Source organism: Nocardia exalbida NBRC 100660 (assembly GCF_000308575.1).
Lineage (GTDB): Bacteria > Actinomycetota > Actinomycetes > Mycobacteriales > Mycobacteriaceae > Nocardia > Nocardia exalbida.
The window spans coordinates 164,226-183,931 of record NZ_BAFZ01000165.1 but is presented as its reverse complement, the minus strand read 5'-3'; the positions used below and the strand labels follow the sequence as shown (position 1 = coordinate 183,931).

At 69.7% G+C, this 19,706-nt stretch carries 16 protein-coding genes and 1 pseudogene; 10 read left to right on the top strand and 7 right to left on the bottom strand.

The window, feature by feature from the left end; translation table 11 throughout:
* Window positions 1–67: 67 nt before the first annotated feature.
* Both ON29_RS33525 and ligD read left to right on the top strand, forming a co-directional pair.
* Window positions 68–1,273 (top strand): site-specific integrase, encoded by a 1,206-nt coding sequence (locus ON29_RS33525; RefSeq protein ID WP_040872317.1) that lies wholly within the window; start codon window positions 68–70, stop codon window positions 1,271–1,273.
* A gap of 143 nt (window positions 1,274–1,416) precedes the next feature.
* Window positions 1,417–2,358 (top strand): non-homologous end-joining DNA ligase, encoded by a 942-nt coding sequence (gene ligD, locus ON29_RS33520; RefSeq protein ID WP_040872395.1) that lies wholly within the window; start codon window positions 1,417–1,419, stop codon window positions 2,356–2,358.
* A gap of 62 nt (window positions 2,359–2,420) precedes the next feature.
* Here ligD and ON29_RS33515 read toward each other — a convergent pair.
* Both ON29_RS33515 and ON29_RS33510 read right to left on the bottom strand, forming a co-directional pair.
* Window positions 2,421–3,223, bottom strand: a pseudogene (locus ON29_RS33515) (ABC transporter permease).
* 112 nt (window positions 3,224–3,335) lie between these two features.
* A complete protein-coding gene (locus tag ON29_RS33510; protein WP_040872315.1) occupies window positions 3,336–4,151 on the bottom strand; it encodes a COG4705 family protein in 816 nt (271 codons plus the stop codon).
* 123 nt (window positions 4,152–4,274) lie between these two features.
* Here ON29_RS33510 and ON29_RS33505 point away from each other — a divergent pair, with 123 nt between their 5' ends.
* On the top strand, window positions 4,275–5,681 hold the full coding sequence (locus ON29_RS33505; RefSeq protein WP_051175902.1) for a sensor histidine kinase: 1,407 nt from the start codon (window positions 4,275–4,277) through the stop codon (window positions 5,679–5,681).
* Here the strand turns inward: ON29_RS33505 and ON29_RS33500 are convergent.
* Window positions 5,586–6,317, bottom strand: coding sequence for a response regulator transcription factor (locus ON29_RS33500; RefSeq protein WP_051175901.1), 732 nt, complete (start codon window positions 6,315–6,317; stop codon window positions 5,586–5,588). The two genes, ON29_RS33505 and ON29_RS33500, sit on opposite strands and share 96 nt — an antisense overlap.
* Window positions 6,318–6,406: 89 nt before the next feature.
* Here ON29_RS33500 and ON29_RS33495 point away from each other — a divergent pair, with 89 nt between their 5' ends.
* Together ON29_RS33495 and ON29_RS33490 are read left to right on the top strand one after the other, a co-directional pair.
* Window positions 6,407–7,159 (top strand): phosphatase PAP2 family protein, encoded by a 753-nt coding sequence (locus tag ON29_RS33495; protein ID WP_083864243.1) that lies wholly within the window; start codon window positions 6,407–6,409, stop codon window positions 7,157–7,159.
* Between the two features lie 2 nt (window positions 7,160–7,161).
* Window positions 7,162–7,731, top strand: coding sequence for a GPP34 family phosphoprotein (locus ON29_RS33490; RefSeq protein ID WP_040872313.1), 570 nt, complete (start codon window positions 7,162–7,164; stop codon window positions 7,729–7,731).
* A gap of 320 nt (window positions 7,732–8,051) precedes the next feature.
* Here ON29_RS33490 and ON29_RS33485 read toward each other — a convergent pair whose 3' ends face one another.
* The 4 genes from ON29_RS33485 to ON29_RS33470 all read right to left on the bottom strand — a co-directional run bounded on the left by ON29_RS33485 (window position 8,052) and on the right by ON29_RS33470 (window position 13,448).
* Window positions 8,052–8,360: a histidine phosphatase family protein gene (locus tag ON29_RS33485; RefSeq protein WP_157173004.1), complete on the bottom strand. Its 309-nt coding sequence runs from the start codon at window positions 8,358–8,360 to the stop codon at window positions 8,052–8,054.
* A 214-nt stretch (window positions 8,361–8,574) separates the two neighbouring features.
* Complete coding sequence (locus ON29_RS33480; RefSeq protein ID WP_040872311.1) at window positions 8,575–10,302, bottom strand: tetratricopeptide repeat protein; 1,728 nt, start codon at window positions 10,300–10,302, stop codon at window positions 8,575–8,577.
* Between the two features lie 45 nt (window positions 10,303–10,347).
* Window positions 10,348–12,162 (bottom strand): hypothetical protein, encoded by a 1,815-nt coding sequence (locus ON29_RS33475; RefSeq protein ID WP_040872309.1) that lies wholly within the window; start codon window positions 12,160–12,162, stop codon window positions 10,348–10,350.
* A complete protein-coding gene (locus tag ON29_RS33470; protein WP_040872307.1) occupies window positions 12,159–13,448 on the bottom strand; it encodes an ABC transporter substrate-binding protein in 1,290 nt (429 codons plus the stop codon). The genes ON29_RS33475 and ON29_RS33470 overlap by 4 nt, the downstream gene beginning before the upstream one ends.
* Before the next feature lie 268 nt (window positions 13,449–13,716).
* Between ON29_RS33470 and thrS the strand changes: the two genes are divergently transcribed.
* From thrS to ON29_RS33445, 5 genes are all read left to right on the top strand, one after another.
* On the top strand, window positions 13,717–14,937 hold the full coding sequence (thrS, locus tag ON29_RS33465) for a threonine--tRNA ligase (RefSeq protein WP_040872305.1): 1,221 nt from the start codon (window positions 13,717–13,719) through the stop codon (window positions 14,935–14,937).
* A gap of 105 nt (window positions 14,938–15,042) precedes the next feature.
* Window positions 15,043–16,386: a cytochrome P450 gene (locus ON29_RS33460; RefSeq protein ID WP_040872303.1), complete on the top strand. Its 1,344-nt coding sequence runs from the start codon at window positions 15,043–15,045 to the stop codon at window positions 16,384–16,386.
* The gene (locus ON29_RS33455; protein ID WP_040872301.1) at window positions 16,383–17,288 is read left to right on the top strand and encodes an alpha/beta fold hydrolase; all 906 of its coding nucleotides are present in this window, start codon (window positions 16,383–16,385) and stop codon (window positions 17,286–17,288) included. The genes ON29_RS33460 and ON29_RS33455 overlap by 4 nt, the downstream gene beginning before the upstream one ends.
* Window positions 17,272–18,129, top strand: coding sequence for an SDR family NAD(P)-dependent oxidoreductase (locus tag ON29_RS33450; RefSeq protein ID WP_040872299.1), 858 nt, complete (start codon window positions 17,272–17,274; stop codon window positions 18,127–18,129). Before ON29_RS33455 ends, ON29_RS33450 begins: the two co-directional genes overlap by 17 nt.
* On the top strand, window positions 18,126–19,634 hold the full coding sequence (locus tag ON29_RS33445) for a flavin-containing monooxygenase (protein WP_040872297.1): 1,509 nt from the start codon (window positions 18,126–18,128) through the stop codon (window positions 19,632–19,634). Before ON29_RS33450 ends, ON29_RS33445 begins: the two co-directional genes overlap by 4 nt.
* Window positions 19,635–19,706 lie beyond the last annotated feature (72 nt).

Below are 19,706 nucleotides of genomic sequence, written 5' to 3'. Positions count from 1 at the left end.
CTGATTTCTCGCGCTGGACGTTCCTGCGCGCACAGCCGAACACCGATATGAACGCGGGAGCCGAGCCATGGACGATCGTTCCAGCGTGGTCGCGGTTCCCGAGTCGGTGCGCAGCGAGTTGCGCCGTGGGGTGCGCAGCGTATTGGTGGATGCCGCGGCGTTGCGGTTGGTGCGTGATCGCTTCGACGACGGCCAAGCCGGTTCGCTGCGCCGCTATCTGGAAGCGTCCCAGTCGGCGAACACGCTGCGCGCCTACCGGTCCGACTGGGTGGCGTGGTCGGCGTGGTGCGCCACCGAGGGCCGCCAGGCGTTGCCCGCCGACGCGCTGGATGTCGCCGTCTATCTGGCCGCGGCCGCCGACGCACGCCGCGACACCGGCGAATGGGCGTTCGGTCCGGCGACGCTGGAACGCAAGTCGGCCGCCATCGCGGCGGTGCACGCGGCCAATGGCCTGCCGTCGCCCACGCGATCGGATGTGGTGCGCCTGACGCTGCGCGGTATCCGCCGTACCCGCCGCGCGCAACCCAAACGCAAACGCCCGGTCCTGCTGCACACCCTCGACCAACTGCTCGGCGGGCTCCCCGAACCGGGGTGGCCCACCGAACCCGCCCGCCGCAGGGACGCGCTCGCACTGCTCGTCGGCTTCGCCGGTGCGTTGCGCCGCAGCGAACTGGCCGGTTTGCGCGTCGGGGACGTCGAGGTGGGCCTCGACCACACGACCGGCGAACCGATCCTGCTGATCCGGCTGCCCGCGACGAAGACCGACCCGACCGGCGCCGCGGAACAGCGCGTGGCCCTTCCGCGTGGCCGCCGCCCCGCCACCTGCCCGGTCTGCGCCTTCGCCGATTGGTTGCGGCTGCGCGAAGTGCACGCCGCCGCGAGCACTTCGGGCGTACGCGCCTGGCTCGCCGACCTTCCGGCCAGATCCGCCGACATCCACCGGTGCCACGGCTTCACCGGCACGACGCTCACCGATGCGGACCTTCCGCTCTTTCCCACCATCACCCGCCACGGCGCGATCGGCGCCCACGCGATGTCCGGGCGCGCGGTCGCCGAACTGGTCAAGCGCTATGCGGCCCGGGCCGGGCTCGACCCCGCCTTGTTCTCCGGCCATTCGCTGCGTGCCGGATTCGCCACCCAGGCCGCGCTCGGCGGCGCCAGCGACCGGGAGATCATGCGCCAAGGCCGCTGGTCCAACCCGCGCACCGTCCACGGCTACATCCGCACCGCCAACCCGCTGGAAGACAACGCGGTCACCAAGCTCGGATTGTGACCGCAGAAAGTTTGCTGTTTGAGAGATAAAGCAGAGAAGTTCTCACGGTTATCCCGCCATAAGCGCAGTTGGATAGCGTGCCTGCGGGCGAATTACGGCGAATCCGAAGATATGCTGGCTGTGTGCTGTCAGTGCCGGCGCCGATGCTGGCCGTCTCCGGACGGCCACCGCGGGAACACGGCCGATGGGCATTCGAGATGAAATGGGACGGGATTCGCGCCATCGCGCGCTGCCGCGACGGGGATTGCCGTTTCTACAGTCGCAACAATCGTGATCTGAGTGGGTCGTTTCCCGAGCTCACGGCGGCGCTGGCGGATCTGGGCGAGCGCGGTGAGCTGATCCTGGACGGGGAGATCGTCGCGCCCGATCCGAAGACGGGGGCGCCGTCGTTCGGTCGCTTGCAGCGGCGGATGCATGTGGTCTCGCCCAGCGCGGAGTTGCTGCGCGGATTCCCGGCGCAATATCTCGCCTTCGATGTGCTGGCCGACGGCGACGAGGTCCTCCTGAATCTGCCCTACGCCGAGCGCCGCGAGCGCTTGGCCGGACTCGCGCTCGACCGCCCGCTGGCTCGCACCCCGCCGCACTACACCGATGTCGATCCCGACCTGCTGATGGAGGTCGCCCGCGAGCACGGTCTGGAGGGAATCGTCGCCAAGCGTCTGGATTCCGCCTACTACCCCGGCCGCCGCTCCCCGTTGTGGATCAAGACGCCGCTGCGTAGGACGACGGAGGTCGTCGTCGCGGGTTGGCTGCCCGGCACGGGACGTTTCTCCACGACGTTCGGTTCGCTCGCGCTCGGCGCCTACGACGACCACGATCAGTTGGTGCATATCGGCAACGTCGGCACCGGATGGACCATGCACGATCGTCGCGCCCTGCAAGCACGCCTGAACGAATTGTCCCGCCCGGACACTCCTTTCGACGTCCCCCCGCCGCGCGTGGTCGCCGCATCCGCGCACTGGGTGGAACCTCTCCTCGTCGCCGACATCGAATATCGCGAAGCCACCCCCGAGGGCCTGCGCCACCCCAGCTGGCGCGGATTGCGCCCGGACAAGACCCCCTATGAGGCGAAAGTGCCGAAATAGCATCAGCTGCGACACTGTATTGCGCTTGGATCGCCATAGCGCCACTGGGAGAGGTCTTGTGGTCATCGCTGTTCCTCGACCAGGTCGAGCGTCGATCTGCCGCGCGCTCGTCGGTTATGGGTCGTTGCGGCGGTGACCTTCGATCGCGCGACCAGTTCGGTGGTCACCGCGACCGCGGATGCTTGGGCCAGCATCAGGCCGGTGAGCACCAGCATCTGTACTGCGGCGGCCTGGAGGGCCGAGCCGCTGGCCAGCAATACACCGACGAAAGCGCCGGGCAGAGTGACCAATCCGACTGTGCGGGTCTGATCGACACCCGGCAGCAGCGCATCCCCGGCGCTCGGGCGAACGACCTCGAGGCGTGCCTCGCGTTCGGTGAAGCCAGACTCATCGCGGCCTCGACTTCACCCCACCGCTGCTCGACAGCGTCCAAGGCCCGACGTGCCGCGAGCGATGTCGCGTTCATCGTCCCGCCCAGCACGATCCCACCGATCGGCACCAACGCCACACCGGAGAATGGGACCACACCGCTGATCAGCATCAGCGGCAACACCGCTCCGATTCCCGTCCCGAGCGCGACGACGAGCCACATCCCGGACCAGCCGGCGCAGGACCGCTGCGCGGCGGTTGCCACCGCGGCGGCGAACATGACGGCCAGGACGAGCACCGCGGACCATAGCTGTGCCAGTGCCGCGGCCAGCACCAGCGCGACGATTCCGAGTTGTGCCGCGCCGCGTATCGCAGCGCGCGGAGCCACCGCCGCCGGCCCCAACCGCGCCACCCGATACCACGCGGCTGCCAGGGCCACCATGACCACGCACAGCACCGCCAGCCCGACGCCAGGCTCTACGGTCGCGTACACCAGCGCCCCTTCCTTGTGTCTCCGCGGCCTGCCGGGCATTTTTGTTGCCAAGCACCGGTGTGCGTGGGACGCCGACCGGCTTGGGTACCATGCGCAGCAGGTGGTGGGTACGCGGTCAGCGGGTGTCAGCGGCGATGACTGGCTGTGGTGTGGTGGTTGTCGGCCTTTTCCTGACGTGACTGTAGGTGATTCCGGCGACGAGGATGGCCAGCAACGCGGCGGTGGTTCCCCAGGTGCCGAAGCCGAGTCCGCCCTTGTCCTGGGGTTTGGACAGCAGGTCTCCGACGGTGGCGCCGAGGGGGCGGGTCAGGATGAACGCCAGCCAGAACAGCAGCACTGTGGAGATCCGGGTGAGGTAGTGGGCGGCGAGGATCGCGGCCATGACGGCGACGATGACGGTGGCGCTGCCCCAGTAGCCGAGTCCGGAGCTGTCGGAGAGGTAGTCGCCCACGGAGGTGCCGAGGGTGTTGGACAGCAGGATCGCTGCCCAGTAGAGGATTTCCCCACGGGTGCTGGTGATGCTGGTGACGTCGTAGGTTTGCCCGCTGAGTTTCCAGATGCCGAACACGATCGCGAGGCCGGTGATGAGCAGCACGGCTCCGGCTCCGTAGCCGAGGCCGTTGTCGGTGGAGGTCCCCGAGCCGGGTCCGCGGTTGATCAGATCGGAGATGGTGGTTCCCGCGGTGCTCGTGGTGGCGATGACCGTCCAGTACAGGGCGGGGTGGAAGCTGCGCGCGCGGAGTTGGGTGAGCAGGCTGACCGCGAACAGTGACAGGAACAGGACCGACGCGGCCGCGTAGCCCAGATGCAGGGTTTGTGCCAGCAAGTCGCCCCCGGTCTCCCCGAGTGTGGTCGCGGCGATCTTGAGAACCCAGAAGAGGGCAGTGACCTGGGGGAGCTTGTAGCTCGAGTGGGTTCGGGCTGGCGTCACCGGCAGCTTCCTTCGCTCAGTGGGGCGCTGGGGAGGTACACGGTCGGGGAGTATGCCGCGTGGCCGCTGAGAGATCGCTGAGACGACTGTGAAGGTCGGCGCGCTGAGGTCGATGATGGGGCAATGATCCAGTTGTGCGCTGTGGTGTCGCCGTCGCGGTGGGGGCTGCGCATCCGTTCGGCGGTGGTGTCGGCGGTAGTCGTCGCAGTGGTGCTGGCCGCGGCCGCGGCCGCGATTCTGTGGTTTCTGCACCGTTCGTCGATCCGGGAGTTGGATTCCACGGCCGAGGCCCGCGCCGCGGACATCGCCGCCGAACTGACCCGCACCTCGCCTTCCGGGGTGCCGGACACACTGCTGAACGCCGACGGCAATATCGCGGTCGTGCAGGTGCTCGCGGCCGACGGAAACGTCGCTCGCAGCTCCAGCCCGAGGTTCACCACCCCGGTGCTCGTCACCGACACCGACGCCACAGGCCTCCGTGGCCGCGGAGATTACGACGACTGGCGAATCACCACCCGCAGCGTCGCCACCCGGGAGGGCTTGCTGACGGTGTTGGTGGTCGTGGACAGCGAGTCGGCCGAGCAAGCGGTCACAAAGGTTACCGCGCTGCTGGGGTTGGTCGGGCCCGCGGTCGTGCTGGCCTCCGCAGCGGCGACGTATCTGTTGGTGGGCAGATCTCTGCGGTCGGTGGAGGCGATCCGGTCACGAGTAGCCCGAATCGGTGGCGCCGATCTGTCCGAGCGTGTGCCGGTACCGGCAGCCCGTGACGAGATCGCATGGTTGGCCGAGACCATGAACGGCATGCTCGCGCGGGTGGAAGCGACGCATGCCGCGCAACGACGCTTCGTCGGCGACGCATCCCACGAACTGCGCAGCCCGCTGGCCACCCTCACCGCCGCGCTCGAACTGGCCCGCGATCAGCCGACATCCTTCGATCGGGACATGATCACCGCGACGATGCTTCCGGAGACCCACCGCATGCGCTCGTTGATCGAGGACCTGCTCACCCTCGCCGCCGCTGATGAGAACGGTCTCGAGTTGCACGTCGAGGAGGTCGACCTCGACGATGTGGCTCGCGTCGAAGCCGCGACCTTGCGGTTGCGCGGACTGACCCCGATCACCACCGAGACCACACCCGTACGAGTGATCGGTGATTCGAAGCGTCTGACCCGGATGATGCGCAACCTGCTCGACAACGCCGCCGCCCATGCCCGCGCCCGGGTGGCGGTCGCCACAGCGGCCATCGGTGATCGCGCTCGCATCGTCGTCGAGGACGACGGCCCCGGCGTGCCGATCCCCGACCGGCAACGGATCTTCGAGCGCTTCGTGCGACTGGACCCCGGCCGCGCCCGCACAACCGGCGGTTCCGGCCTCGGGCTGGCGATCGTCGCCGAGATCGTCACCGCTCACGGCGGGAGTGTCACTGTCACCGAATCACGCTGGGGCGGAGCCTGTTTCGTGGTCGATCTGCCCGTCGCGGGGCCGGTCGGGGTCATCCGGGTCGATCAGCCGGTATCCGACGCCCCGTAGGGTCTGGATGCTGTCACAGCCGAAGGGCGCATCGATCTTCCTGCGCAGATAGCCGATGTAGACCTCGACAACGTTCTCCGGTCCGTCGTAGTGCGCATCCCACACATTCCGCAGTATCTGCGTTTTGCTCAACGCCATGCCTTTGTGCCGTAACAGGAACTCGAGCAGACCGAATTCTCTGGCGGTCAGCGATATTCCCGTGTCACCTCGGCGCACGACGCGGCGGGCCGGATCGAGCACGAGATCACCCGCGGTCAGCGCCACGGGTTGCTGGGGGCTGCGGCGGCGCAGCAGCGCCCGTAGCCTGGCGATGAGCACGACGAAGGAAAACGGTTTGGACAGGTAGTCATCCGCACCCAGATCGAACGCGTCCACTTGGTCGTAGTCGCCGTCCTTCGCCGTCAGCATCAGCACCGGCGTCGTCACATCGCGTGCGCGCAGCCTACGCAACACCTCGTAGCCGCTCAGGCCCGGCAGCATGATGTCCAGCACGATCACATCGAAGTCGTCCTCGAGCGCCCACCACAATCCGTCGGTCCCGGTATCGGCGAGTTGAACGACTGCACCTTCGGTCTCGAGCCCGCGACGCAGCAGTTGCGCCAGCCGGGGCTCGTCCTCCACCACCAGCACCCGCATCCACCCAGCATGCACCACCGCCTGATGCCGCCGGCCCCCACCTCGACGCTCTCAACATCCTCTCAGCCGGCATCCGACACCCTCGGCGCATGCCTCCGACTCCAGTGCCCGCACGGCCGCGCCTGCACCCACCCGATACTGCGGCGCCGGTGTCGTGGCTTCGCCCACACCGATACGAGCTGTTCGGACTGGCCGTCGCGGCGTTGAGTGTCATCATCCTGACAGCTCTCGTGCTGGTTGAACACGGCCGGCCCATCGCCCTCGACCAACGATGGCTGCAGTGGACGATCACCCACCGCAGCAGCGGTATGAGCGCTGTCGCGAAGGCGATCAGCATCGTGGGCGGCACTCTCGCGATGGGACTCATCGCCAGCGTGGGATGCGCCGTCCTGGCGTGGCGGCGCCTATCGCGGTCGGCGCTGGTGGTCGCGGCCGCGGCGCTTGGAGCATCGATCACGGTCGCCGGTGGCAAACACCTGGTCGGACGCTCGCGTCCCGCCCCGCAATATCAGCTGGTCACCGAAACCAACCAGTCCTACCCCTCCGGGCACACCCTCGGATCGACGGTTGTGATCGGTGTCCTGCTCACGGTCACTCTTCCCCACCTACGCAGACGCCTCCTCCGGGTGGCTGCGATCACCGCGGCGGTGTGCACCATCGCCGCGATCGGGCTGTCGCGACTGTATCTGGGCGTGCACTGGCCCACCGACATCCTCGCAGGCTGGCTGCTGGGCGGGGCCTGGTTACTGGCCTGCCGGTCGATCATCCGCACGCCGCCGCCTCGGCGAAACAACCAGCATCCGTCTCAGCGTCCTCACAGCGAGATCACGCCAGCCTCGTAGCCATGACAACACTCGGCGAAGACCTGCTCTGGTTACTGCTGGACGACAACACCGGAGCACTCCTCATCGACCGCCCGCAACTGTCTCATGTCCTGGGCGCAGCCGTATACCTCGAAACCTCCGGCCCTGCGGTCGTCTCGAAGACGTCGGGCTCGACACGACCTCCCCGGATTCCCCGCTCGACACGAGCGCAGCGAAAGATGCTGCTGGCCGGATTGGTCGCCGAGGGCAGAGTGTGCCAGATGCCCACACACCGGTGGGCTGTGCCGCAGGCGTGGCGCTGGCCGACCCTCGACGTGCCCGGCAAAACCGCCCTCCGGCAAGCCTTGCAACGAACCCTGTTCGACGCACACCCACCCACACCCCGGCATGCCGCTCTGATCGCATTGCTGAGAGCGGTGGACACCCTCGAGCAGCAATGCCCCGGATGGCACCGCTCCGAGATCCGCCGGGCCGCCACCGCCATCGAAACCTACCCCGAATGCCACGCAGCCGCACACACGCTGCGACACGCGAACCAAGACGCCTACGCCACCTCCTTCAGCGGAGGAATCCGACCTTGGTTGCCCTGAACGACCTCGTCGCCGCCCCTCCCGGGTCCACGCCGGTAGTCGATGATCGCCAAGTTCGCCATATCGCAAAGTTTCTTCCCGGATCCGTCGTCTTCCTAGGCTTCGCCGTCGAATGGCTCGAATCACGCGCACACCACCTGACCGGCCTCGGGTGCATCGGCCAGGCAACAGATAACGACACTGACACCTGCTGCAGCACAACGGATTGCAAGACCAATGAATACCGCACGATAGAAATCGCCTCTCCGCCATATCGCGGTGGCACGGCCGGTCAGCTGCCGCAAACTCTCACCTCCGGGCCTGGCGAAGGACGGGTCGGCTCAGCTCTGGGCGTGGTAGCGGGCATAGTCTGGAGTCGGGCCGATCCCGGAATCCCACTCGCGTAATCGGTTGTGGGTGAGGACCGGAAGGCCGGTGAGACGGGCCAGGGGTTCGACGGTTTGGACGGCTCGCAGGTAGGCGCTGGAGACGATCACGGCGGGTTGTTCGGCGGCCAGTTCGGTGACCAGTCGCTCGGCCTGCCCTCTACCCGCGCCGGTCGACGACCGCTCGTGGTCACCCGGTCCGCCCGGTCGCGGGATGAAGGGCTGCGCATGGCGAACCAGGACGAGCACAGATCGCGTGGACACCTGCCGCACTTCCCGTCCCTCCTGCCGGGTCGTCTCATCAGCACAGGTCTCGATCCGAAACGACTGCGATGTGTCTACTCCGGTGCGCCGATGACGAACTCGCTCACCCTTTCACAGCGACCACCGTGCGCAGGCATCGACGCGAGTCCGGGCGGCGCTGCCTGCGTCACGGGAGGAGCCGGGTCTTGCCGTGCCCGCCGCGGCGGCGTAATGGTCAGTGGTCGGCGCGCGGCCGGTGGGCGTGGTCTTCGAGGGGAGCGGGCCACTGGTCGATGTGGGTGAGGGGGGTGCGGCGGCGGGCCGGGAGCAGGTCGAGGAAGCCGCGATCGGCGCGGAGTCTCGAACGGGCTCGGCCGACGTAGTATCCGACGTGCTGGGCGTCGCGATGCCTGCGGCGGGCTTCGGCGAGCCATCCGGTGGCCTGGCGCACGGCGTCGGTGCGGGTGAGGGGTGGGTCGGTGGGCAGCAGCAGGGTGGCGTGATCGGGGTCGGCGACGACCGCCGAGCCGAGGTGTTGCAGGCAGCGGCCGATGCCGGGGTCGTCGTCGAGCGCGCGGTAACCGGTCAGGGCGAGTTGCCAGCAGCGCAGCGCTCGGCGGGGCTCGCCGCGGGCCCACCACAGAGCGCCCATGGTCTCGTGGGTCTGCGCGCGTCCGTCGGGATCGAGGCCCGCGCGGGTGAGGGATTCGGCGAGTTCGAGACGATCCTGCGCAGCGTCGAGGCGTCCTTGCCGGATGTGCACGACGGCGAGGTTGATCAGGGCGCACACCTCACCGGCGACGTCGTCGCGCGGCAGCAACCACCACGCGGTCTCCAACTGGTCGGCCACCTTGTCCAGATCCGGCGCCGCGGTGGCCAGCGTGCCCAGCGCCGTCTGGTGTTCCCAGCGAGCGGCCAGGCTCGTGGACAACCGCCGCGGCCGATAGCCGCGCGGTCGCGCGCGCAGCCGACCCGCCCGCAGCATCACCAGGTCGCGGTTCAGCTCGTCGATGCCGGGAAGTGAGCGCAGGTCGTCGGCCACCCCGTTCTCGTTCTCCCCCAGACCGCGTCGGGCGTACCAGACGTCCAAGGCGTGGCCGAGACGTATGAGGTGCCCGACCGCTACCGGGGGAAATTCCACGCCCGGCTCGGCTTCGGTGTCCGCTGCCCTCGCGCAGGCGGCCACCAGGTCGCGCAGATAGGGTTCCTCGGCCTCGAACCAGCGGCGAGCGCCGACGGCGAAGCGCCGTGACTCCAGCGCGATCGCCCAGCGGCCTGCTCGATCGCCGTAGTGGTGCAGTAGCGCGGTGAGCGCCGCGGCCCACTGCGGTCCGGCGGTCACCGCCGCGCGATCCGGCGATTGGGGCACCAGACGCACGCAGAACCGCTGCGCGCCATCGGGGGCGAGGACCCCGCGGCGGTGCAGCCCCTCCAGCAGTTTCGCCGCGGTGCGCGCCGAGGGTTCCCGGGCCAGCGGCAACCGCCCCGGCGTGTCCCGAATGGCGTTCAGCACCGCCAGCAGCGCGACGGTTTCGTAGTCGTGCACCGGCAGGTCCCGCAGCACCGCGGCGATGAGATGCCCGTTCAACGCCGCGACTCGCCGTGGGGGCGGCGCGGCCACCCGCGGCGTGCGGTCGGCCAGTGCGGGGCCCGGTTCGACGAGACCGGCGATCAGGTCCATTTCCCGGGCGGTGCGCATCTTGGTGCGATAACCGCGGGCGAACCGGGACAGCGCATAGGTCGCGGCCGTCGCGATGAACAGCACCGACAACCAGCGCAGCGGCCCGTTGAAGAACTGCACGAGGGCGTTCTCCCCGAAGGAGTTCACCACCAGGGTGCGCACCAGCTCGAACAGCACGGTGTAGGCCACCAGCGACGCGGTGCCCAGAAAACCGATCCAGATGGACGATCGCGGCGTCGCGGTCTGCCCGACCGGGTCGGTGGGTTCGGTCGATGTACTCACCCGGTTCCTCCCTTGCCTCACCGGTGGCCACCGGTGAGGTCCGCTTCATCGCAGCACTCCACCGGTCAGCCCGGGCACGACCCAGCGCCGCCAGGTCACCAGCAGCAGCGCCACCGGCAGCACGGCCGATACCAGCGCTCCGGCGGCCAATTGCGCGCTGTTCTCACCGAATTGCCGTGCTTCGCCCCACAGCAGCAGCGACCACGGGCTCGCTCCCGCTCCGCTGACCACGAGGCCGATGAAGAAGTCGTTCCACACCTGGACGAATTCGAGCACCGCTACCGCCCCCAGCGCGGGCCCGGAGGAGGCCAGCACGCGCTGGGCGATGGTGCCCGGACTGGCCAGGCCGTGCAGGGCGTCGGAGGCCGTGCTGCCCGGTGGGGCGAGCATCGCGCCGCGCAGCACGAGAATGGCGACCGGCAGTCCGGCGGCGGCGTGCACGAGGATCAGCGGGATCCGCGTTCCCGACAACTCGTAGGCGTCGACGAGACCGTCGAGCGGCCCGAGGTAGGTCTGCGCCGGGATCACCGCGAGCACCACCAGTGCCACGACCGCCAGCCGAGCGGCGGTGCCGTTGGGTCGCAGCGCGGCCAGCCGGTAGGCCACGGGAACGGCCGCGGTCACCACGACCACCGTCGCGATGCCCGCGACCCAGGCGGTGGTCTGCAGTGAGCGCCACAGTCCGTCGTCGCCCGATACCAGAGCGACGGCGGAGAATCCGAAGCCCTCGTGTCCGCGCACAGCGGTGTAGGCGAGTACGCCGATCGGGTACAGCACCAGCAGCGAGACCAGCACGATGCCCGCCGCGCGCCCGGGGCCGATGCGCCGCCGTCCCGCCACCGAGATCGCGCGCACCGCCGACCAGCTCGCGCGGTGCCTGCGCACGTCCACTTGCAGCAGCCAGGCGACCGCGCCCACCAGCACCGCCAGCGGCAGCGTGTAGGCCGCGGCGACACCGGGGTCGGCGTCGGCGGCCAGCCGCCACCAATGCACGGTCGCGCTGTCGACCTGGTATTCGAGCGCGCCGGGGACCCCGATCAGCACCACGTCGAACACGCGCGCGGCCGCGACCCCCACGGCCAGCCCGGCGATCAGCAGCACCGGGCGCAGCAGCTCGTACAGGCGGATCGCCAGCGGCCTGCCGTCGTCGCGGTAGAGGTACCCGGCGCGCGCCGGATCGGCTTCTATCGCATGGATTCCCGCGCGGAACAGCGCGGTGAGGAAGCCCAGCCAGGTCCACAGGAACGCCGACCCGAGCATCGCCGCCAGCCACCACCGGTAGAGCCCGACGTCCTGGATGTCCAGCCATCGGGCGCCGTTGCCGAAGATCACCCGGAACGCCACCCCGGATACGAACGCCGACACGCCGAACGGCACGATCAGCGGCAGCCACAGCCATCGCGCCGCCCGCCCCCACCAGGCGATCGCCAGCGCCACGATCAGCAACCCGATCCCGAAGGCCACCCACAGCAGCGTGCGCAGGTAGGCGCCCCGGCCGTCGGCGGTCATCGTGCCGCCCAGCAGCCACAGCCCGCCGACGGTGCCGCCGATCGCGAAGACCCATGCCAGGATTCGCCTCCGTGGCGCTCTCAGCCGTCTGCGCAGCGCCGCGGGCAGCAGGGCACTCGCGGCGACGATCGCGCACGCGAGGACCTCCACCGGGCGTGCCCGTGCGGCGATGAGGACGGTCCATCCGGCGGGCAGCGCCAACAGCGCGACCGTCAGTACCGTCGCGGGCAGTCCCGCCAGCCAACCCAGCCACCGCCGCGGCCTGCCGCCGGGAACCAGCGGTCCGCGCATGCGGCGGGTGGCCAGCTCGATGCGCAGACCGTTGATGTCGAAATGCGGGGGCGAGGTCATCGGCGCTGCTCGACGTCGTCCAGCGCGGCGATCGCGCGTTCGGTGGCGTCGGCGACCCGCGTCTGCGCACCGTCACCGATCGCGATGAGGAATTCCGTCAGCACCCGCCACAGCCCTTCCCGGCCGCCGACCGGCCCGATCCGGTCGGACAGATCGAAGGTGCTGCGGGCGGCGAGCTCCCGCGCCGAGGGTGCCAGCAGCGGCGAGTAGTCCGCCTCGGTGCGCAGGTTCGGCGCGAGGAAACCGCCGTAGCGCTGGATCCACGGCAGCGGGGCGCGGTCCCCGGCCAGTTTCTCGACCAGTTCGCCCGCGCGCGGGTTCGCCTGCTGCGTCACCACGATCACGTCGCCGCCGACGATCTTCGGCCGCACCGCCGCGGCGGTCACCGCCGGGAACGGCACGACCCCCACGGCGTCTTCGACCTTGCGTCCGGAGGCGCGGACCGCGCTGCGCACGATGGGTTCGGCGAAGTCGGGGGCCACGACCGCCGCGGCACGGCGGTGCTGGAACACATCCCGGACGGCGTCGGAGAATTGCCTGTTCAGGGCGACGCCGACGCCACCGGGGAAGGCGTGGCGTTGCCCCCACAACACCCCCAGATGCCCGAACGCGGCCCGCACCGGCGGGTTGTCCCACTCGCGGCTGCGCTTGGTGGCCAATTCGTCGTAGATGCGCGGGGATTCGGCGAGCAGCACGTTCTCGAAGAAGTCGGTCAGCACCCATCCGTCGGCGGCGGCCAGCGCGAGCGGGCGGATCGGCGTCTGGGCCAGCACCTCCATCCGGTCGACCCAGTCACCGAGCATCCAGGCGGCCGGTTCACCCAGGCCGTGGGTGGCGAACTGCTGCCGGTCGAACCACACCAGCGACTTGTCCGCGGCCTTGAACGGCACACCGTAGAGCCGATCCTCGTAGCGCAGCAACTGCTGCCAGGGCTGGGCGTAGCGGGGGCCGAGTTCGTCGGCCCACACCGTCTCGTCGACAGGCCGCAGTTCGTGGCGTTCGGCGAGTTCACGCACCCGTCCCGCCTGCGGAAGCAACACCACGTCCGGCGCGGACCGGCCGCCCGCGGTGAACGCGGTGTCGGTGTTGTCGCCGAGGGGGATCACTTCGACCGCGAACCCGAGGTCCAGCCCGGCCAGCACGGTGTGGAAGGCCGCCAGTTCCTGTCCGCTCCACGACACCCCTACACGCACCGCGTCGGAGCTGCCCAACAGCAGGTCCGGCGCGCACGCGGCGGCCAACGGGACAACCATTCCCGCTTGCAGCACCGCCCTGCGCGTGCTCATCGACCCCCGATGTCATTGCGTGCCAATCGAACCCGATTATGCGGCAAAGCCGTCACGCCGGTGAGCACTTCGCGATCTCCGTCCGCCGAAAAACTCCCGTGCGCGGCGGCGGCTGCCGCTGCTACCGTCACCGGTGTGAAGCGCGCTGCTGTGACGACGACGCCGGAATCCGTCCCGGCGCGCTGATCCACGTTTGTCCGAGCCCCGGGGCGAGTGCCCTGGGGCTTCGTCTCGTGGTCACTCGCCCGCTGTCGACGAGGAGACCACCATGCCCGACCATCGCACCCTCGGCCGTGCGCTGAATCTGTTCGATACCGACCCGCTGATCGGCGCGGGCCTGCCGTTCTGGCTGCCGGACGGCGCTGCCGTGCGCCAAGCCCTGGAGGACTACATCCGCACCGCCGAACACCGCGCGGGCTACCGCCACGTGTATTCGCCGGTGCTCGGTAAACGCGAGCTCTACGAGATCTCCGGGCACTGGCGGCATTACCGCGATGACATGTTCCCCCCGATGGACCTCGGCGGGGAAGAAGTGGTGCTGCGCCCGAGCCTGTGCCCGCACCACGCGCTGCTGTTCCGCTCCCGAGCCCACAGCTATCGCGAACTGCCGTTGCGGATCGCCGAACTCGGTGGCATGTACCGCTCCGAACTGTCCGGCGTGCTGGGCGGATTGACCCGGGTACGCGGCATCCAGCTCAACGACGCGCATATCTTCTGCACCGGCGAGCAAGCCGCCGCCGAGGTCGCCGCGGCGCTGGCGCTGATCGGTAACGCCTACGCCGCGCTGGACATCCGTCCCGTCCGCTACCGGTTGTCGCTGCCCCGGCGCGGCGGGAAATACGTGGCGGCACCGCGGATGTGGGAACGTTCGATCGCGTTGCTCACCGGCGTCCTGGAGGACTCCGGGCTGAGCTACGACGCGGTGGAAGGCGAAGCAGCGTTCTACGGCCCGAAAATCGACATCCAGGTGCGCGACAGCGCGGGACGGGAGTCCACCCTGTCGACCGTGCAGGTCGATTTCCATCAACCCGAACAGTTCGACCTGCATTACACCGGCGCCGACGGCGCGGCACACCGGCCGGTCATGGTGCACCGCAGCATCATCGGCAGCGTCGAGCGGGCCGTGGCGCATCTGATCGAGTGTCACGGAGGGCGGTTTCCCGCCTGGCTGGCACCGGCCCAGCTGGTGGTGTTGCCGGTGAGCCAGGACCAGCGGGCCGCGGCCGCGCGCTTCGAGCGCCGCTGCCGCGACCGTGGGTTGCGCGTGGTGGTCTCGCCGCCGGATCGCGGCAGTCTCGGGGCTCGCATCCGCGATCACCGCCTCGTGCCGTATCAGGCGATCATCGGCGCCGAGGAGGCCGCCGCGGGTGAGGTGGCGCTGCGCCTGCGCGACGGGCGCCGACTGGCCCGGATGTCGGCCGCGGAGGCGCTCGACCGCATCGGAGCCCTGCTCGCGGTGTACAGCGCCGAACTGTGGGACGTGGCGTGACCGGGCCGCGCGCTGCGATTGTTTCGGTGTAAGCCTTGTCACAGCCTGGTACACGCGCGTACCGTACGACTGGTACATCGAAGTACCACGCGAGGAGGTGGGCATATGCCCGCTGTGCGACTGCCAGAAGGACCCACTACCCCACCGATCGTGCAGAGTCTGCAAATCCTGACCGGACGCACCCGCACCTGGCGGCGCATGCACGAGCGCTACGGGTCGGCCTTCACCATCCAGATGCCCAGGTTCGGGCGATCGGTGGTGATCGCCGACCCCGCCGAGATCAAAGCGCTGTTCACCGCGAGCACCGACGTCGTCGACAACGTCGACGTCAACCTCGGCGAGTTCCTCGGGCCCGGATCGTTGTTCGCGCTGACCGGCACCGAACACCGCGCACAGCGCAAACTGCTCACCCCGCCCTTCCACGGCCGCCGACTCGCCGTATACGACTCGCTGATCGAAGCCGAAGCCGTCCGCGAGATGCGGTCGTGGCCCGTCGGCCGCGAGTTCGCGACGATGGACTCGATGATGCGGATCACGCTGAACGTGATCCTGCGGGCGGTCTTCGGCGCCGAGGGAGCCGAGTTCGAGCAACTACGCCAGTTGCTGCCCAAACTCGTTTTCATCGGATCCGCCCTTGCCGCGTTCCCGGTGCCCAAGGGGGCGCTGGGCAGATTCGGCCCCTGGTCCCGGTTCGCGGCCTACCGCCGCCGCTACGACGAAATCGTGGGCCTGCTCATCGACCGCGCGCACCGCGACGGAATCGACGACCGCGACGACGTGCTGGCGATGATGCTGCAGGCGCGCTACGACGACGGCTCCGCCATGTCGCGCAGTGAGATCGCCGACGAATTGCTGACCCTGCTCACCGCTGGGCACGAGACGACGGCGACGACATTGTCGTGGACGATCGAGCGGCTGCGCAGGCACCCGGAGGTCCTGCGCCGCTTGGTCGCCGAAGCCGATGCCGGCGGCTCGCAACTGCGCGAGGCGACCCTGCTCGAGGTGCAGCGCGTGCGCCCGGTCATCGACGCCACCATTCGCCAGGTCCGGGCCGATACGTTGCCACTGGGCCGGTGGACGCTGCCGAAAGGACAGAAGGTCCTGGTCAGCATCCGGCTGATGCACGACAACGAGCAGCTGTTCCCGAATGCCCGCGCCTTCGACCCCGATCGTTTCCTCGGCGTGCGGCCCGGCACATTCAGCTGGATCCCGTTCGGCGGCGGCAGCCGCCGGTGCATCGGCGCCGCGTTCGCCATGATGGAGATGAACGTCGTACTGCGCACCCTGCTGCGGGATTTCACGCTGGAACCGACCGACGCCCGCGACGAACGCCCGCACTTCCGCGGCGTCGCCCTCGCCCCGGCCAAGAAGGGCCGCGCCGTGGTGCACCGCCGCACCCCGCGCCCCGGTGTCCCAGCGCTCGACCACGCCGCCGGGGCGACGGCATGAGCGAGCGACTCGCCGATGTCGGCGGCGGCGTCACCCTCGCCTACGAGCAGTACGGCGCGGGCGGGATCCCGCTTCTGCTGGTCGCCGGGCTCGGCCAACAACTCCACGACTGGCCCGACGGGTTGTGCGAGCTCCTGGTGGCGCGCGGCTACCACGTCATCCGTTTCGACAATCGCGACGCGGGCCGCTCCACGCACGGCGACTTCCCGCCACCGGGCCCGGTCGATCTGCTGGCCCGGCGCTGGCACCGCGACCAATACACGCTGGCCGATCTGGCCGCCGACACCGTGGGCCTGCTCGACGCGCTCGAACTGCCCCGAGCGCATCTGGTCGGCATGTCGATGGGCGGCATGATCGCCCAGACCGTCGCCGCCCGCCATCGCGCCCGGGTCGGTTCCCTGACCTCGATCATGTCCACCACCGGCGCCGCGCGCGTCGGGCGCCCGGCGTGGTCGACCTGGCGATTGATGCTCGGCAGACCCGCCCGCACCCGCGACGAGCACATCGACCGGGCCGTGCGCATGTACCGGCACATCCGGTCGGCCGCATACCCGTTCGACGAGTCCGCGGTGCGCGCGACGGCGGCCAAGACCTGGGACCGGGATCCCGCCCCCGCCGCGGGCGTCGGCCGTCAACTGGCGGGCATCCTGAAATCCGGCGACCGGACCGGTGAACTGCGCGCGGTTACCGCCCCGACACTGGTCGTGCACGGTGACCGCGACCTGATGGTCGCACCGACCGGCGCCACCGCGACCGCTCGCGCGATCTCCGGCGCTCGCCTGCGCACCCTGGCGGGGACGGGCCACGACCTGCCCGCGGCGGTGTGGCCGACTCTCGCCGACCTCATCCACGAACACATCCGCACCTCCGAAACCAGGAGCATCGATGCCCCGCACCCGTAGGCTACTGTCGGGCCGCCCGGTGATGATCACCGGCGCGGCCTCCGGCATCGGCCGCAGCCTCGCCCGATCGCTGTCGGCCACAGGCTCTCCCGTAGCGATCGCCGATATCGACCGAGCCGGGCTGAAGGAAACCGCCGCCGCGCTCACCGGCCCGGTACTGACCCGGGTCCTGGACGTGCGCGACGCCGCCGACCAGCTCGCCTTCGCCGACGAAGTCCGCGACTGGCTGCCCGCGCCGCTCGCCGCGGTGTTCAACAACGCCGGTGTCGCGGTCTCCTCCTCGGTGCTCGACGCCGTCCCCGAGGACGACGAATGGCTGCGGCGGATCAACTTCGACGGAGTCGTCAACGGCACGCGCGCCTTCCTGCCCATCCTCGTCGAGCAGGATCACGGCATCATCGTCAACACCTCGAGCGTGTTCGGGCTGCTCGGCATGCCCAACCAAAGCGCCTACTGCGCGGCGAAATTCGCGGTGCGCGGGTTCACCGACGCCCTGCGCCAGGAACTGCGCGGCACCGGCGTGTCCGCGGTGAACGTCCACCCCGGCGGCATCAGCACCAACATCGCGCGCAACGCCCGAGTCCGCAAGGACCCCGAGGGCCGGGGCCGCACGCACGAGCAGATGGCGGCGGAATTCGAGGCGCTGACCCTCACCACGCCGGAGAAGGCGGCCGAAATCATCCGCCGCGGCGTCGAACACGGCAAGTCCCGCATCCTCGTCGGACCCGACGCCTATCTGTTCGACCTCTTGGCGCGGGTGACACCCACCCACTACTACGGTGTGGTCGCGTTGCTCGAACGCCGCCTGCGCACCCGCGACACCACGGGAGCACCGGCATGAGCGAACACCTCGACGTCCTGATCGTCGGTGCGGGCCTGTCCGGCATCGGCGCGGCCCACCACCTGCAGGCGGCGTTCCCCGCCCGCAGCTACGCGATCCTCGAGGCACGCGACGACCTCGGCGGCACCTGGGATCTGTTCCGCTACCCCGGCGTGCGCTCGGACTCCGACATGCACACCCTCGGATACCGGTTCCGCCCGTGGACGCAAGCCGAGGCCATCGCCGACGGTCCCGCCATCCTGCGCTACATCCGCGACGCCGCCGCCGACGCCGGCATCGACCGATTCATCCGCTACGGGCATCGGGTGACCGAAGCGTCCTGGTCCAGCGCCGAGTCCCGCTGGACCGTGCTGGCCGAACACGACGGCGCCACAAGCGTGATCACCTGCGATTTCCTGCTCGTATGCAGCGGTTACTACCGTTACGACGAGGGCTACACACCGCAATTCGCCGGCGTCGAGGAATTCGGTGGCCGACTGGTGCATCCACAGCACTGGCCCCAGGACCTGGACTGTGCGGGCAAGCGGGTGGTCGTCATCGGCAGCGGCGCCACCGCCGTGACCCTGGTCCCGGCCCTGGCCCGCACCGCCGCCCAGGTGACGATGCTGCAACGGTCACCGACCTACATCCTGCCCGTCCCCGCCCGCGACACCGTCGCCGACCGGCTGCGGCGACTGCTGGGTCCGCGGCGCGCATATACGGTCGTCCGCTGGAAGAACGTGCTGATCAGCGCACTGATCTACCAGTTCAGCAGGCGGCGTCCCCGGCAGATGCGCAAGTTCATCCGCGATCTGACCGTCAAGCAACTGCCCGACGGCTACGACGTCGACACCCACTTCAAACCCTCCTACCAGCCGTGGGATCAGCGGCTGTGCCTGGTGCCGGACGGGGATCTGTTCCGCGCGATCCGCGACGGCCGCGCCACGGTGGTCACCGATCGCATCGACACGTTCACCGCGACCGGGCTGCGCCTGGCCTCCGGGCGCGAACTCGACGCCGACGTGGTGGTGACCGCGACCGGACTGCGACTGCTCGCACTCGGCGGCATCCGGCTCGCGGTGGACGGACACGAGGTCGCGCTGCCACAGACCATGGCCTACAAGGGGATGATGCTCAGCGGAGTTCCGAACTTCGCCTTCACCATCGGCTACACCAACGCGTCCTGGACACTGAAAGCCGATCTGGTCAGCGAGTTCGTCTGCCGGTTGCTGCGCCACATGGACGAGGGCGGCTACCGGCAGACCACCCCGTGGCCGGACCCCGCCGTGGCCCCCGAGCCACTGCTGGACTTCCCGGCCGGCTACGTGCTGCGCGACATCGACCGCTTCCCCAAGGCGGGCTCCCGGGCCCCGTGGCGGCTGGGGATGAGCTACGGCCACGACGTGCTCACCCTGCGCTACGGCCGCATCGACGACGGCACCATCCGCTTCACCGGCGCGGACGCACCCGCCCACGATGCCCGTGCCGTGGCGCAGGGGCACGATTCCGGGGAGGTGACGGCCTGACCGCGCGCCGGTGCGCGACACCCGCCCGCCGTGCGGCTCGGGCCGGGCGCGGCGACCCGAGCGGAGAAACTA